A 16,251-nucleotide genomic window follows, 5' to 3' on the forward strand; every position below is an offset into this window, starting at 1 on the left:
TCGTTTTGAGGTGTTTTCTTCACGCGAACCGGTGTCCACTTCGCTCGAAAACGCTCTAATCCGTCAGCATCGCACCGACATCGGCTTCGGCGACGACCTGGCCGTTGACCTTGGCATCGCCGTGAAACCACCACATCGTCTTGCGCCGGCCGAGCGAGCGCATGTGGTACTCGATGGTGTCGCCGGGCATCACCGGCTTGCGGAACTTGCACTTGTCGATGGTGAGGAAATACACCGCGCGCGGCTTCTCGGTGCCTTCGACGGATTTGATGCCGATCACGCCGGCGGTCTGGGCCATCGCCTCGATCATCATCACGCCGGGATAAACCGGGCGGTCCGGGAAATGCCCCTGAAACGGCGGCTCGTTGAAGGTGACGTTCTTGATGCCGATACCGCTGTAGTCGGTGCGAATCTTGACGACCCGATCGATCAACAACATCGGAAAGCGGTGCGGGAGCGTCTTGAGGATATCGTTGATATCCACCAGCTCGAATTTGACCGGTGCCTCCTCCATCACTCCTTCCCCTCGCCCTTCGTTTCGTTGTCGCGCACCAGCCGCTCCACCGCGATGATTTCCCTGAACCACTGCTTGGTCGGCTTGGCAAAATGCCCGCCCCAGCGGCCGTTGGGTGGGATGTCGTCCTTGACCGCGCTCATCGCCGTCACCTGGGCACCGTCGCCGATCTTGAGGTGGTTGTTGATTCCCACCTTGGCGCCGAGCGCGACGTTGTCGCCGATCGTCAGGCTGCCTGCGAGCCCGATCTGGGCCGCGAGCAGGCAATGCCGGCCGATGGTCACATTGTGGCCGATCTGGACCTGATTGTCGATTTTGGTGCCCTCGCCAATCACCGTGTCGCGCAGGGAACCACGGTCGATGGTCGAGGCGGCGCCGACCTCGACATTGTTCTGGATCACCACGCGGCCGGTCTGCGGCACCTTCACATGGCCCGCCGGCCCGAAGAAGATGAAGCCATAGCCGTCCTGGCCGATATTGCAGCCGGTATGGATCAGGACGTTGTTGCCGATCAGCGCGAACTGAATGGTGGTCTTGGCGCCGACATTGCAGTCGCGGCCGATCTTGACGTCGGCCCCGATCACCGCGCCGGCGCCGATAATCGTGCCCGCGCCGATCTCGACCCGCGGGCCGATCACGACCAAGGGATCGACGATGACGCCGTCCTCGAGACGCGCGGTGGGATCGATGATCGCCGACGGCGCGATGCCCTCGGTATCGAACCAGGATTGCGGCCGCAGCGCATCGGCGTGCCATTCGCGGGCGAGCTCGACGAAGACCTGGAACGGCTTGTTGGCCCGCAGCACGGCCGTGCCCTTGGGCACCTGCGCCTCGAAGCGCGGGCTGACCAGGCACGCGCCGGCCTTGGTCACGGCAAGCTGGTCGGCATATTTGAGATTGTCAAAGAAGGCGAGATGCATCGGACCGGCTTCGTCGAGCGAGGCCAGCCCTCTGATCTTATGCGCGCCCCTTGCGGGGTCGACCAGATGCGCCTTCGTCAGCGCGGCGATCTCAGCCAGCGTTGACGAAGGGGGACTCTTGAAGAAGATCGGCTGCGCCATTCCATCCGTCGCAGTCCGGTCGGCAATCGGTCTTAGAACGTCGTACCGCCGCCAAACCGGAATTCTTGCGTGCGGTCATACGCACCCTTGGTCAGCGGCACTGCGTAATCGAAGCGCAGCGGGCCGAACGGTGACTGCCAGATCAGGCCAACACCGACCGAGGTACGGACGACCTTGCTATCATCATAGCTCAGGCCAAGGCAGGTGCCCGGAGTCGGCGGGTTCGTCGTCGGCTTGATACAACCGGGCACGTTGACCTCGCCGGTTGCCGCCCACGAGGTCGGGCCCTTGTAGTCGTACAGGCCGCCGGCGTCGGCATAGACCGCGCCCTTGAGCCCGACTTCCTTCGGCAGGAACCAGAACGGCATCTGCAGTTCCGCCGACACGCCCCAATACTTGGTGCCGCCGATCGCGTCCATGGTGCCGTAGGGATTGATGTCACGCGGACCGATGCCGTTCGGCGCGAAGCCGCGGACCAGGTTCGGGCCCATCTGGAAGTGATCCAGCATGCGCAGATCCTGGCTGCCGAGCTTGTTCAGGATGCCGCCCTGGGCGTGGATCAGGCCGACGAGATCAGAGACCAGCGGGGTGTAGTACTTCGCGTCGACCGCGCTCTTGATGTAGCTGACGTCGCCGCCGACGCCGGCGAAGTCCTGCTTGAAGTCGACGATCAGACCGTCGGTCGGGTTCTTGTTGTTGTCGAGGGTGTTGTAGTTGAGCGTATAGCCCAGCGCCGAGGTCAGGGTCTTGCCGCCCGCCAGCTCCTTGCGAACCGGCAGCGAGGCTTCGCCGTCGAAGTAGCAGCCGAGACCATTGGTCGACGTCAGATCGATGCCGTTGAGGTTCGCATAGGCCGGGCTCGGGTTGAACGCGGGATTCGGCGTTCCATCCGGCAGGGTCTGCACGTTGTTACAGTTGTTCAACGTCGACGGCAGCGTGATTTCCTGCTGATAGATCGAGTAGCGCAGCTGCAGCGAGAGATCTTCCCGCAGGCTGAAGCCGAGCCGCGGGCTGAAGCCCAGCGTCTTTGTGCCGTACGCGATGTAGCTGTTGGACAGCTGCTGGCGCTGATAGAAGTCGAGACCGAGCGCGACGCGGTAGTCGAGCAGATAGGGCTCGACGAACGACAACGAATAGCCGCGGGCATACTGGCCGTAGGTCACCGACGCCTTCGCGAACAGGCCGCGGCCGAGCAGATTGCGCTCGGACACGCTGACTTCGGCCAGCGCGCCATCGGTGGTCGAGTAACCGCCCGACACCGAGAAGTCGCCAGTCGACTTCTCTTCGAGATCGACGATCAGGATGACGCGATCGCTGGAGGAGCCCGGCTCGGTGGTGATCTTGACGGTCTTGAAGAAGTCGAGGTTCTTCAGCCGGCGCTCGGCACGGTCGACCAGCGCGCGGTTGTAGGCGTCACCCTCGGAGATATCGAACTCGCGGCGGATCACGTAGTCGCGGGTGCGGCTGTTGCCGCGGACATTGATACGCTCGATATAGGTGCGCGGTCCTTCGTCGATCGCGAACGTGATCGACACCGTGTGATTGTCGAAATTGCGATCACCGCGCGGCCGGACCACCGCGAAGGCATAGCCGCGGCGCGACGCCTCGATCTGCATTTCCTCGACTGACTTCTCCAGCGCCTCGGCGTTGTAGAGCGAGCCGACATTGACGCGCGAATAGGTGCGCAGCGCGTTCGGGTCGAGCGTTGAGATCGACGAGGTGTAGTTGACGGCGGCGACGCGGTATTGCTGGCCTTCTTCGATCTTGAAGGTAACCAGAAAGCCCTTCTTGTCGGGATCGTATTCGGTCAGCGCGGCCACGACCTGGACGTCGGCATAGCCGTTCTTGAGGTAGAAGCGGCGAATCAGATCGCGGTCAGCCTCGACCCGGTCGGGATCGTAGACGTCGTTGCCGCCGAGGAAGCTCAGCAGGTTCGATTCGCGGGTCTTGATGATGTCGCGCAGGCGGGACGCCGAATAGGCGTTGTTGCCTATGAACTCGATCGACCGGACGCCGGTCTTCACGCCTTCATTGACCTCGAAGATCAGGTCGACGCGGTTGTTCGGCTGCTCGATGATCTGCGGATTGACCCGCACGTCGTAACGGCCGGAGCGACGGTAGATTTCGGCGATGCGCAGGGCGTCCGACTGGACCATCGGGCGCGAGAAGGTGCCGCGCGGCTTCGACTGGACTTCGGCAGTGAGCTGCTCGTCCTTGACCTTCTTGTTGCCCTCGAAGGCGACACGGCCGATCACCGGGTTCTCGACCACGACCACGACAAGGCGTCCGCCTCGCTGGTCGATGTGGACGTCCTGGAACAGACCGGTCTCGATCAGCGCCTTCAGGCCGTCGTCGATCTGGGCCTGGCCCAGCCGACCGCCCGGTCCGGGATGGAAATAGGAGCGGATGGTTTCGAGTTCGACGCGGCGATTCCCCTCCACCGTGATCGAATCGACGGTCTGCGCATACGCAGGCGCAGAAACAGCTACGGCCGCCAAGGTGGCAGCCACCGGCACGGCGAACATGACCAAGGCGGCGAACAGCCCCCCCCTCACTCGCATTCCAAACATCATGCGCTGCGCGCCCTTATCTTAGCGATGCCGGATCGTTCCCCAACGCCCCGACAGATTCCCAACCTACCGCCCAGCTTGTAACCAGTTTTGCCAAGGGGGCAAACTTACTACAGCCGAACATTTCCATTTTCGTACCAACACGTTGCTCATCGGCAACGCCACAGAAAAGCCCGCTTTAGGACCCGGCGATCCTGAGGATGTCGTTATACGTCGCAAACACCATCAGCATCAGGACCAAACCCAGCCCGATTCGGAAACCCACCTCCTGCGTCCGCTCCGACAGCGGGCGTCCACGGAGCGCCTCCGCGCCGTAGAACAGCAGGTGGCCGCCATCCAGGAGCGGGATCGGGAACAGGTTCAAGAGGCCAATCGAGACCGACAGGATGGCACAAAGGTTCACAACGAATTGGAAACCTGCGCTCGCGGCCTGACCGGACAGCTTTGCGATTCCGATGACCCCACTTACCTCGCCCGGATTGCCGGTTCCCACGAACAGCGACCCGAGGAACTTGAAGGTGCTGGCAATGATGTACCAAACCTGCTCGACGCCGATTTTCAGGGCTTCCAGAACGCCGACGGAGGCGCTGGTTGCTTCGCCAGTCTGAGCCTTGTGCTCGATTCCGAGCACGCCGATTCGGTGGGCATTGCCGAAGGGGTCCTTGACCTCCTTGAGCGCCGGCGAGGCGGTCAGCGAGACAATCTGCCCATCACGCCTCACTTTGAACCCAAGAGCTGAACCTGCATTCGAAGCTACGATCCGCTGCATGTCGGCAAAGCTCTGAATCGCACTGCCGTCGATCTCGACGACGACGTCACCGACCTTGAATCCTGAGTTCGCGGCAACGCTCTCGGCGACCAGACCATCGACCCGCGCGATCGTGCTCGGCTTGCCGTAATAGAGCGCCATACCCGCAAAGATCAGGGCGCCGAGAATGAAATTCGCCACTGGACCAGCGACGACGATGGCGGTGCGCTTTCCGACCGACTTGTGGTGGAAGCTGCCCTGGCGCTCCTCAGCCGTCATGGAGGCGAGCGTCTCCGTCGACGGCGTCGACGCCTCGCTGTCGTCGCCGAAGAACTTGACGTAACCGCCGAGCGGAATCGCGGAGAGCTTCCAGCGCGTGCCATGCCGGTCATTGAAGCCGGCAAGCTCCGGCCCGAACCCCAGCGAGAAGGTCAACACCTTCACGCCAGCCCAGCGCGCAACCAGGAAATGGCCAAGCTCGTGAAAGAAAACAACGATCGTCAGGACGAATAAGAAGGGAACAATGTAGCCGATGAGCCCGTGGCTCAACGCATTGAAATAATGAAGAAAAAATTCGGGCATTCGATTTCCCTCGACAAGAGCCAGAGGCTCCGTCCCCAACCCTCTAGGTTGCCTTTAAGGCAATTTGAGGCAATAGGGCGGCAGCTTTATTTCGCGCGATATGGTCAACGGAAATCGCATCATCCGCCGAGTGCAGTGGTGGCTGATTCCCCGACCTGATCCAATCGTTCATTGTCGCCTCGACCAGCCGGGCGATCGCGCCGAACTTGATCTTGCCGGCGATGAAGGCTGCGACTGCGATCTCGTTCGCGGCATTGTACACGGTGGTCGCGCCGTGCCCGCTCCGCAGCGCCTCGTAGGCCAGCCGCAGCCCAGGGAAGCGCTGGAAATCCGGCGCCTCGAAGGTGAGCTGGCCGATCTTGGCGAGATCGAGCTTGGCGGACGGGCCGACGACGCGATCAGGCCAGCCCAGGCAGTGCGCGATCGGGATCCGCATGTCGGGCGTGCCGAGCTGGGCCACCACCGAGCGGTCGGAGAACTCGACCATGCCGTGGATGATCGACTGCGGGTGCACCAGCACGTCGATCTCGTCGGGCGCCAGCGCGAAAAGGTAGGACGCCTCGATCACCTCGAGGCCCTTGTTCATCATCGAGGCGGAATCGATCGTAATCTTCTGCCCCATGCTCCAGTTGGGATGCTTCAGCGCCTGTTCCAGCGTCGCCTGCTCGATGTCGGCGGGGGCCCAGGTGCGGAACGGCCCGCCTGACGCGGTGATGATCACCCGCGTCAGTTCCTCGCGATTGCCGGAAGCCAGCGCCTGGAACAGCGCATTATGCTCGGAGTCCGCCGGCAGGATGCAGGCGCCGGCCTTCTTGGCCCGCTCCATGAAGATATCGCCGGCGCAGACCAAACATTCCTTGTTGGCGAGCGCGACGGTGGCGCCACGATCGACCGCGGCAAGCGCCGGCTTTAGTCCGGCCGCGCCGCTGACCGCCGCCATCACCCATTCGGCCGGCCGCGCGGCCGCTTCGATGATGGCGCTCTCCCCGGCCCCGCATTCGATCCGGGTTCCGGCGAGCGCGTCCTTCAGTTCGGAAAGCCTGGCAGGATCGGCAATGGCGGCGAACCGCGCGCCGAACTCCTTGGCGAGCTTCGCCAGTCCCTCGACATTGCTGTTCGCGGTCAGCGCCTCGACCCGGTAGCGGTCGCGCGCGCCCCGCAGCAAATCCATCGTGCTGTCGCCGATCGAGCCGGTGGCACCGAGGACGGTCACGGTCCGCGCGGCGGATGCCGCCCCGGCCTTGTTGTTACGCAACGGAACTGCGCTCATCTCATCACCAAACCATAAGACCGCGCCCGACGCCATCGGCGCCACCACGGAGAAAGCCGAAAATCGCCGCCACAATGACGGCCGCGACAAATCCGTCCAGGCGGTCTAGGAGGCCGCCATGGCCGGGAATGATGTGGCTCGAATCCTTCACGCCGAACCGCCGCTTCACCGCGGATTCGAAGAGATCGCCGAGCTGCGAAACCACCGACAACACGGCGCCGAGCAACAGCAGCGGCCCGGTCGTGCCGATCTCGAAGGCGGCAAAGCCGGCGGCAACGAGCAGGCTTGCGACGAAACCACCGGCGGCGCCGGCCCAGGTCTTCTTCGGACTGACCCGCACCCAGAGCTTCGGTCCGCCGATGCCGCGGCCCGCGAAATAGCCGCCGATATCGGTGACCCACACGATCAGCAATACGAACATCAGCGCGGCGAATCCCTTCGCCGCATCGAGGCGCAGCAGCACCGATGCGACCTCGGCCCCCGCCGCATAGAGCAATCCCGCAACGGCCCAGTTGCGCCGCGCGCCCGACGTCAGGGCGACAACGACGGCGCCGACGGCGAGCACGATCAGGGCGACATCGATCCGACCCGCCATCAGGCCAAGTCCGGCAAGCAGCAGCGCGACGACGCCCGGCACCACGACGCGGAGCTCGCGTCCGAGGCCGGTAACAACAAGCCATTCGGCGAACAATCCGACCGCCGCCAGCGTCACCAGAAGCGACCAGGCGACGCCACCCAGATAGGCCAGTGCGATCGCGAGCGGCGCCAGCACCAGCGCCGCAACCACGCGCATCACGAGATTGCGCGATCCCTGCTCGCTCGCTGCCGCCGGTGCGGCTTCGCCCTCGGTCACGAGCCGGTTTTCGCAGCGAGGCCGCCGAACCTGCGCTCGCGCTTGCCGTATTCGGCAATCGCGCCTTCGAGCGCGGCCTTGTCGAAATCCGGCCAGTGAATCGGCACGAATACCAATTCGCTGTAGGCGGCCTGCCACATCAGGAAGTTCGACAGACGCTGCTCGCCGCTGGTGCGGATGATCAGATCGGGATCCGGAATGTCGGGCGCGTCGAGATATTGGCCGAGCGTGTCGGCATCGATGGAGTTGGCGTCGCGCTTGCCTTCGGCGACCTCGCGCGCAAGGCGCCGCGCGGCGGCGGCGATCTCCGCCCGCGAACCGTAGTTGAAAGCGACCACAAGGTTGAGCTTGTCGTTGTTCCTGGTCAGCTCCTCGGCCTCGTTGAGCAGCGCGCAGATGTCGGGGTCGAGCCCGTCCCGCTCGCCGATCACGCGCACCCGCACCCCGTCACGATGCAGCGTCGCCAGATCGTTGCGGATAAAGCGGCGCAACAGGCCGAACAGATCGCCGATCTCGCTCGCCGGCCGCGACCAGTTTTCCGAGCTGAAGGAAAAGATCGTGAGATAGACGATGCCGAGTTCATGGGCCGCACGCACCACGCGGCGCAGCGCCTCGACGCCGCGGCGATGGCCCTCGACGCGCGGCAGGCCGCGCGACGCCGCCCAGCGCCCGTTGCCGTCCATAATGATCGCCACATGCAACGGAGCACCGGAGCGATCCGGTCCGTCAGTTGCTGGGGCGGCAGCGTTCGACATCGGCTGGTTTCCGTAGCGCCTTCAGACCGTCAGGATTTCCTTCTCCTTGGCGGCAAGCAGCTGATCGACTTCGGCGATCATGCCGTCGGTCGCCTTCTGCACCTCGTTCGACAGGCGCTCCTGATCGTCCTCGGAGATCTCGTGATTCTTCTCGAGCTTCTTGATGACGTCGAGGCCGTCGCGGCGCACATGGCGCACGGCGACCTTCGCTGCCTCCGCGTATTTGTGCGCGACCTTGACGAGCTCCTTGCGGCGCTCCTCGTTGAGCTCGGGAATCCGCAGGCGCAGCACCTGACCTTCGGTCGCCGGCGACAGTCCGAGGTTGGAATCGACGATCGCCTTTTCGACCGCCTTCACCATGGTCTTGTCCCAGACCTGCACCGAGAGCAGGCGCGGCTCGGGTACGCTGATGGTCGCAACCTGGTTGAGCGGCATATGCGAGCCGTAAGCCTCGACCTGGACCGGCTCCAGCATGGAGGCCGCGGCGCGGCCGGTGCGCAGACCTCCGAGTTCGTGCTTGAGCGATTGCGTGGCACCCTGCATGCGGCGCTTCACGTCGTTGATGTCAAAACCAGCTGCGGCCATGACCTTCTCCCTTTCACTTAGAAACCGGCTGTCGACGCCCGGAGGCGCGGCAATCAGCCGGCGACGACCGTGCCGTGTCCGGTACCGCGCAGAATCGCACCGATCGAACCGGGCTCCGCGATCGAGAACACGATGATAGGCAGCGACGTCTCGCGGGCAAGCGCGAAAGCGGTCGCGTCCATGACCTTGTAGCCCCCCTCGATCGCCTGCGAATGGGTCAGGCGATCGAAGCGCTTGGCTTTGGGGTCCTTCTTCGGATCGGCGCTGTAGACGCCGTCCACATTGGTGGCTTTCAACACCGCCTGCGCACCGATCTCGGCCGCGCGCAGCACGGCCGTGGTGTCGGTGGTGAAGAACGGATTACCGGTTCCGCCGCCGAGCAGGACGATCCGTCCCTCGGCGAGGTATTTGTGCGCCGCAGTACGGGTGAACAGCTCGGAAATCTCCGGCATCACGAATGCCGACAAGGTCCGCGCCGGGCTTCCCTTGCGCTCGATCGCCGCCTCAAGCGCCAGGCAATTCATCATGGTAGCAAGCATGCCCATGGTGTCGCCGGTCGGCCGCGACACGCCGCGTGAGGAGACCTCGACGCCGCGGACGATGTTGCCGCCGCCGATCACGACCGCGACCTCGATGCCGAGCTTGCGGGCCGCGATCAGGTCGTCGGCGACGCGGTCGATCGTCGGTTGATCGATCCCGAAGCCGTGGGAGCCGGCCAGATATTCGCCGGACAGCTTGATCACCACGCGACGATAGATCGGCTCAGCCATTGATGCGATCGCTTTCCTATCCGCGCAGGTAGGCCTCCGGCGCGTGCGCCGGACGCCTGGTGTCAGCGGTTACTTCTTGCCGCTGGCGGCCGCGACTTCGGCGGCGAAGTCGCTTTCCTGCTTCTCGATTCCCTCACCGAGAGCATAGTTCACAAAGCCAGCGATTTTGATCGGCCCGCCGACCTTACCCTCAGCTTCCTTCACCGCCTGGGCAACCGACTTGCCGCTGTCGTGGATGAAGGCCTGATCGAGGAGGCAGACCTCCTTGTAGTAGGTCTTCAGGCCGGAATCGACGATCTTCTCGATGACGTTCTCCGGCTTGCCCTGCTGGCGGTACTTGTCGGCGAGCACGTCCTTCTCGCGCTTGACGGTCTCGGGATCGAGCCCGGCCGGATCCAGCGCCAGCGGCTTCGCCGCGGCGACGTGCATGGCGAGCTGGCGGCCGAGCACGGCGAGCTCGTCGGTCTTGCCGGGCGACTCAAGGGCCACGATCACGCCGATCTTGCCGGCGCCCTCGACGACGGCGTTGTGGACATAGCTCGACACCACGCCCTTGCTCACCTCCAGCGAAGCGGCGCGGCGCAGCGTCATGTTCTCGCCGATGGTCGCGATGGCGTCGGAGATCGCGGTCTCGACGGTGACGTCGCCGACCTTGGCCGCCTTGATCGTCTCGACATCGGCGGCGTTATGCAGCGCGACCTGGGCGATCATCTTGACCAGACCCTGGAACTGCTCGTTGCGCGCGACGAAGTCGGTCTCGGAGTTGACCTCGACCAGCACGCCCTTGGTGCCGGAGGTCAGCGCGCCGATCTGGCCCTCGGCCACCACGCGGCCGGCCTTCTTGGCGGCCTTGGAGAGGCCCTTCTTGCGCAGCCAATCCTGCGCGGCCTGCATGTCGCCGTTGCTCTCGGTCAGCGCCGCCTTGCAATCCATCATGCCCGCGCCGGTCGATTCGCGGAGATCCTTGACCATCGCTGCTGTGATCGTTGCCATCGTTCAATGTCCTTCTTGCCTGTACAGAAACCGCGGCGCCCGATGGCGCCGCCGTCAGCGACAGGGAAATCGTTGTTCGTGGAAGTGAAGCGGCGGCCGGGTGAGTTCCGGCCACGCCGCGTAACGATTATTCCGCTTCGGCGAGCGTCTTGGCCTGGGCGACCCAGGCGTCGGCACGGCTCGGCAGACCGACTTCTTCGCCGATCTTGTGCGCGGTGTCGTGGTCGAGCTCGGCGAGCTGCCAGTAGTGGAAGATGCCGAGGTCGTTGAGCTTCTTCTCGATGGTACCGGACACGCCGGTGAGCTTCTTGAGGTTGTCGGCGGTGCCGCGCGGACCGGCGAGGCCCTGGAAGCCGGACGGTGCAGCCGCCGGGAGCTCTTCCTGCACGGGGGTCGCGGACGCACCGATGTCGATTCCGGAATCGCCCTGAGCGCGCGAGATGCCGTCGATGGCGGCGCGCGCCACGAGGTCGCAATACAGCGAGATCGCGCGGCCGGCGTCGTCATTGCCCGGCACCACATAGGTGATGCCCTTCGGGTCCGAGTTGGTATCGACGATCGCGGCGACCGGGATGTTGAGCCGCTGCGCTTCCTGGATCGCGATGTCTTCCTTGTTGGTGTCGATCACGAAGATCATGTCGGGAAGACCGCCCATGTCCTTGATGCCGCCGAGCGAGCGGTCGAGCTTGTCGCGCTCGCGCTGCAGCGTCAGCCGCTCCTTCTTGGTGTAGGAGCTGGCTTCGCCGGACCCGAGCACGTCGTCGAGGTGACGCAGCCGCTTGATCGAGGCCGAGATCGTCTTCCAGTTCGTCAGCGTGCCGCCGAGCCAGCGCGAATTGACGAAGTACTGCGCCGAGCGCTTGGCAGCATCGGCAACGCCGTCCTGGGCCGAGCGCTTGGTGCCGACGAACAGGATGCGGCCGCCCTTGGCGACGGTATCGCTGACCGCCTGCAGGGCACGGTGCAGCATCGGCACAGTCTGCGCGAGGTCGATGATGTGGATGTTGTTGCGGGCGCCGAAGATGTAATCCTGCATCTTCGGGTTCCAGCGGTGGGATTGGTGACCAAAGTGAACACCAGCTTCCAAAAGCTGACGCATATTGAATTCGGGCAGCGACATAGTTCTAATTCTCCGGTTGGTTCCTCCGGAAACGTGTGAGCAAGCGAGCCTGACTGGCCCGGTTGCCACCGGACGGCCTTTGAGAGCCATGTTTCCGTGTGAGATGGCGCGGTATATAGCGCGATTTGCGCCATAAGCAAGAAAATACGGCCGGTTAAGCCGGCCGGATGGGCTTAAATCGTGCCAAAATGGCCCTATTCTGCCAGCCGCAGCTCCGCGATCATGGTTCGGGCTGCGCCCTCCTCCAAAGGAAGGAAATCGAGCGGCCCGGAATTCTTGTAGCCCGAGGTGATGGCGGTACTGAGGGCGAGGCCCAACAGCCCGGTATTCGCTGATGATGCCAAGATGGCGCTTTTTCTCTCGCTCATCCGAACCAGATAGAACTGAGTCTGGCCCGCCTGAATCGCGACGGCCCGCTCGGTCACGCCGGGAAAGCCGGCCTCGCTCGCCGTCAGCTGATGCTGGCCGGCCGGACGATCGACATAGACGTAGGTTCCGGTCTTGAGGCCCTGGATCGGCGTACCGTCGAGCTGGAACTCAAACGCCCTGTCGGCGATGTTGGCGAAGTCCTTTTCCCGGAGCATCACGATGCGCCCGTGTCCGGCCTTTGGCGGGCCCACCTTCTGCGTCATCGCCGCATAGTCGAGCCCATTCCGCTGCGTCGTTTCACAGCCGCACAACAGCGCGGCCGCAGCCAACACCACCATTCCCCGCCAGAACATTGCGCCCCCAAAGCCAACCCGACGTCATGTTAAACAGACACACGGTTGGGTTGCAACGGCAGGCGGGCCCGGCAACGGTGGATCAACTGATCGCGAAGCACGGAGCGCGATCGCGTCTAAAGCGTCTGCACGTCGACGACGCCCGTCACCGCCTTGATCGCGCCGGCGATCTGCGGGGAGACCTTGTAGCGACCGGGCAGCTTCATCTCCACCTCGGTCTCGAGGTCGAGCATCATCACCAGCGAGACGTCGCCATCGGCAGCGCCTGCCGGCGGCGCGGCTGCCGGCGCGGGCTTTGCCGCCGGGACCTTCGCGCCGCCACCCGGGGCGGGCGCCGCGTCCGGCATGTTGAGTCGGCGGGTGATCGAATCCAGCGGCTTGGTGTCGCGCACGAAGATCCGCAGGCCCTTTTGCGTCTTGGCGGCGGCGTGATCCAGCGGCTCGGCGTGCAGCACCCTCGCCCGCACGTCCTCGCCCTGCAGCTCGGCGCCGAGCTGCAGCAGCACGGCCGCGCCCGGCTCGAGCACGTCGCGATACTGCGCAAGCCCCTCGGAGAACAGCACCGCCTCGAAATGGCCGGTCGGGTCCGACAGGCCCATGATGCCCATCTTGTTGCCGGTTTTGGTGCGCCGCTCCATGCGCGAGACCACGGTTGCCGCGACCTTGCCGGCGGTGGCGCCGGTCTTCACCGCGCGGGAGAACTCCGCCCAGGATTGCACGCGCAGCCGCTTCAGCGCGGTCGCGTAATCGTCGAGCGGATGGCCCGACAGGAAGAAGCCGATCGCGTCATACTCGCGCCGCAGCCGGTCTGCGGGCAGCCACGGCTCGACCTGCGGCAGCATGATGCTGGGCGCATCCGGAGCGCTGCCGAACATGTCGTTCTGGCCCGAGGTTGCCGCCTCGTGGCTGCGCTGGCAGGCGGCGAGGATCGCATCGGCGCCGGCGAAGACGCGCGCGCGGTTCGGCTCGAGCGTGTCGAAGGCGCCCGCCGCCGCGAGGCTTTCGATGATGCGCTTGTTGACGGCGCGCGGGCTGACCCGCGCGGCGAAATCGGCGAGCGAGGTGAAGGCGCCTTTCTTGTTGCGCTCCTCGATGATCTGCTCGACCGCCTGGATGCCGACGCCCTTCAGCGCCGCGAGCGCGTAGTAGATCGTGTTGCCGCTGACCTCGAAGGTCGGGCCGGAGCGATTGATGTTGGGCGCCTCGACCTTGATGCCGAGCCGTTGCGCCTCCGAGCGGAATTCGGAGAGCTTGTCGGTGTTGTTGAGTTCGAGCGTCATCGACGCCGCGAGGAACTCGACCGGGTAATGCGCCTTCATGTAGGCGGTGTGGTACGACACCAGCGCATAGGCCGCCGCATGGCTCTTGTTGAAGCCGTAGTCGGCGAACTTGGCGAGCAGCTCGAAGATCGTCTCGGCCTGGCCCTTCGGCACAGAGTTCTTCATCGCGCCGGCGACGAAGACGTCGCGCTGCTTGTCCATCTCGGCGCGGATCTTCTTGCCCATCGCGCGGCGCAGCAGGTCGGCCTGGCCGAGCGAGTAGCCGGCCATCTGCTGCGCGATCTGCATCACCTGTTCCTGATAGATGATGACGCCGAAGGTCTCCTTCAGGATCGGCTCCAGGATCGGATGCAGATATTCCGACTCCTCGTCGCCATGCTTGCGCGCGCAATAGGTCGGGATGTTCGCCATCGGACCGGGACGGTACAACGCCACCAGCGCGATGATGTCCTCGAAGCGGTCCGGCCGCATGTCGATCAGCGCGCGCCGCATGCCCTGGCTTTCCACCTGGAACACGCCGACGACGTCGCCCCGGGCCAGCATCTGATAGCTCGGCGCGTCGTCGATCGGCAGCGTCGCGAGGTCGACATGAACGTCGCGCTGCTTGAGCAGCTTGACCGCGACGTCGAGCACCGTCAGCGTCTTGAGGCCGAGGAAGTCGAACTTCACGAGGCCCGCCGGCTCGACCCATTTCATGTTGAACTGGGTGACCGGCATGTCCGATTTCGGATCGCGGTACATCGGCACCAGCTCGCTCAGCGGCCGGTCGCCGATCACGATGCCGGCGGCGTGGGTCGAGGCGTGGCGAGTCAGCCCCTCGAGGCGCTGCGCGATGTCGAAGGCGCGCGCCACCACCGGATCCTCGTCGCGGAACGCCTGCAGCTTGGGCTCGCCTTCGATGGCCTGCGCCAGCGTCACCGGCGCTGCGGGATTCTGCGGCACCAGCTTGGTCAGCTTGTCGACCTGCCCGTACGGCATCTGCAGCACGCGCCCGACGTCGCGCAGCACACCGCGCGCCTGCAGCGTACCGAAGGTGATGATCTGCGCCACCTGGTCGCGGCCGTAGCGGTCCTGCACGTACTGGATCACCTCACCGCGGCGGTCCTGGCAGAAGTCGATGTCGAAGTCCGGCATCGAGACGCGTTCGGGATTGAGGAAGCGCTCGAACAGCAGCGCAAAGCGCATCGGATCGAGATCGGTGATGGTGAGCACCCAGGCGACCAGCGAGCCTGCGCCGGAGCCGCGGCCCGGTCCGACCGGAATGCCCTGCGCCTTCGCCCATTTGATGAAGTCCGACACGATCAGGAAGTAGCCCGCATATTTCATGCGGGTGATGACGTCGAGCTCGAAGGCGAGGCGCTTGCTGTAGTCCTCCTCCGTCATGCCCGGCGAGAGACCGTGCACCCGCAGGCGATTGGCAAGCCCCTCCTCGGCCTGGCGCTTCAGCTCGGCGGCCTCGTCGGCGGCGGCGTCCGAGCTCGCCGCAGCACCGACGGTGAAGAACGGCAGGATCGGCTTGCGGGTCTTCGGCCGGAACGAGCAGCGCTCGGCGATCTCGACCGTCGAGGCAAGCGCCTCCGGGATATCGGCAAACAGCACCGCCATTTCCGCGCGGGACTTGAAACGGTGATCCGGGGTCAGCTGCTCGCGATTGGTCTCGGCGATCAGATGGCCGCCGGCGATGCACAGCAGCGCGTCATGCGATTCGTAATCGTCAGTGCTGGCGAAATACGGCTCGTTGGTCGCAACCAGCGGCAGGCCCTTGCTATAGGCGAGATCGATCAGCCCGCCCTCGGTGCGGCGCTCCTTGTCGATGCCGTGGCGCTGCAATTCGATGTAGAGGCGATCGCCGAACACGCTCGCCAGACGCTCGCAACGGGTCGCCGCCAGCGCCGCCTGTTCGGCACGCAGCGCCAGCGCGATCGGCCCGTCGGGACCGCCGGTCAGCGCGATCAGATCCTCGGCGTCGTCGGTGAGCCAATCGATCTTGATATGCGGGGTCTGGTTGACCGGCGTCTCCAGGAACGCCCGCGAGTTCAGCCGCATCAGGCTGCGATAGCCGCGCTCGCGCGCCGCCAGCAGCACGATCCGCGTCGGCGCCGTCGCCAGGATGCTGCGTGTATTGGGGTCGACGTCGCCGAAATCCACAGCAAGCTCGCAGCCGACGATCGGCTGGATGCCGTAGCCGGCCATCTTGTCGGAGAATTCCAGCGCCCCGAACATGTTGTCGGTATCGGTGAGCGCCAGCGCCGGCTGGCGGTCGGCCTTCGCAAGCTCGCCCAGCTTGGCGATCTTGATCGAGCCCTTCAGTAGCGAATAGGCGGAATGAACGTGAAGGTGGACGAATCCGGCATTCGGCATGGCTGCTTACGGGATCTCTTAAGTCAGGGATGGAGCGAGTGCCAAAGCCGGAACTCGATGAGCTTCA

The 16,251-nt window shown here is 64.7% G+C and carries 13 protein-coding genes; all 13 read right to left on the reverse strand.

Annotated elements, in window-relative coordinates; genetic code table 11:
* Nucleotides 1-55 precede the first annotated feature (55 nt).
* Nucleotides 56-514 carry a 3-hydroxyacyl-ACP dehydratase FabZ gene (fabZ, locus tag HAP54_RS38185; RefSeq protein ID WP_029080806.1) on the reverse strand — a complete coding sequence of 153 codons (459 nt, stop codon included), beginning with the start codon at nt 512-514 and terminating at the stop codon, nt 56-58.
* Nucleotides 514-1,575, reverse strand: a complete 1,062-nt coding sequence (gene lpxD, locus HAP54_RS38190) for a UDP-3-O-(3-hydroxymyristoyl)glucosamine N-acyltransferase (protein WP_166295922.1) — start codon at nt 1,573-1,575, stop codon at nt 514-516. The genes fabZ and lpxD overlap by 1 nt, the downstream gene beginning before the upstream one ends.
* A 32-nt stretch (nt 1,576-1,607) precedes the next feature.
* Nucleotides 1,608-4,148: an outer membrane protein assembly factor BamA gene (bamA, locus tag HAP54_RS38195; protein WP_166295925.1), complete on the reverse strand. Its 2,541-nt coding sequence runs from the start codon at nt 4,146-4,148 to the stop codon at nt 1,608-1,610.
* Nucleotides 4,149-4,323: 175 nt separating this feature from the next.
* Entirely contained in the window at nt 4,324-5,475 is a 1,152-nt protein-coding gene (rseP, locus tag HAP54_RS38200) for an RIP metalloprotease RseP (RefSeq protein WP_166295928.1), read from the reverse strand.
* A 43-nt stretch (nt 5,476-5,518) separates the two neighbouring features.
* The gene (gene dxr, locus HAP54_RS38205; protein ID WP_166295931.1) at nt 5,519-6,745 is read right to left on the reverse strand and encodes a 1-deoxy-D-xylulose-5-phosphate reductoisomerase; all 1,227 of its coding nucleotides are present in this window, start codon (nt 6,743-6,745) and stop codon (nt 5,519-5,521) included.
* Nucleotides 6,746-6,749: 4 nt separating this feature from the next.
* On the reverse strand, nt 6,750-7,598 hold the full coding sequence (locus tag HAP54_RS38210; RefSeq protein WP_166295934.1) for a phosphatidate cytidylyltransferase: 849 nt from the start codon (nt 7,596-7,598) through the stop codon (nt 6,750-6,752).
* Nucleotides 7,595-8,353 carry an isoprenyl transferase gene (locus tag HAP54_RS38215; protein WP_166295937.1) on the reverse strand — a complete coding sequence of 253 codons (759 nt, stop codon included), beginning with the start codon at nt 8,351-8,353 and terminating at the stop codon, nt 7,595-7,597. The genes HAP54_RS38210 and HAP54_RS38215 overlap by 4 nt, the downstream gene beginning before the upstream one ends.
* Before the next feature lie 21 nt (nt 8,354-8,374).
* On the reverse strand, nt 8,375-8,938 hold the full coding sequence (gene frr / locus HAP54_RS38220) for a ribosome recycling factor (RefSeq protein ID WP_166295940.1): 564 nt from the start codon (nt 8,936-8,938) through the stop codon (nt 8,375-8,377).
* A gap of 53 nt (nt 8,939-8,991) precedes the next feature.
* Nucleotides 8,992-9,708 (reverse strand): UMP kinase, encoded by a 717-nt coding sequence (gene pyrH, locus HAP54_RS38225; RefSeq protein WP_166295943.1) that lies wholly within the window; start codon nt 9,706-9,708, stop codon nt 8,992-8,994.
* A 69-nt stretch (nt 9,709-9,777) separates the two neighbouring features.
* Complete coding sequence (tsf, locus tag HAP54_RS38230; protein WP_166295946.1) at nt 9,778-10,701, reverse strand: translation elongation factor Ts; 924 nt, start codon at nt 10,699-10,701, stop codon at nt 9,778-9,780.
* Between the two features lie 127 nt (nt 10,702-10,828).
* Nucleotides 10,829-11,821 carry a 30S ribosomal protein S2 gene (locus HAP54_RS38235; RefSeq protein ID WP_166295949.1) on the reverse strand — a complete coding sequence of 331 codons (993 nt, stop codon included), beginning with the start codon at nt 11,819-11,821 and terminating at the stop codon, nt 10,829-10,831.
* Nucleotides 11,822-12,015: 194 nt separating this feature from the next.
* Nucleotides 12,016-12,528, reverse strand: a complete 513-nt coding sequence (locus tag HAP54_RS38240) for a DUF2846 domain-containing protein (protein ID WP_224742017.1) — start codon at nt 12,526-12,528, stop codon at nt 12,016-12,018.
* Nucleotides 12,529-12,659: 131 nt separating this feature from the next.
* Entirely contained in the window at nt 12,660-16,184 is a 3,525-nt protein-coding gene (gene dnaE, locus HAP54_RS38245; protein ID WP_166295955.1) for a DNA polymerase III subunit alpha, read from the reverse strand.
* Nucleotides 16,185-16,251 lie beyond the last annotated feature (67 nt).

The sequence above is a fragment of the Bradyrhizobium sp. 2S1 genome, assembly GCF_011516625.5.
Taxonomy (GTDB): domain Bacteria; phylum Pseudomonadota; class Alphaproteobacteria; order Rhizobiales; family Xanthobacteraceae; genus Bradyrhizobium; species Bradyrhizobium septentrionale.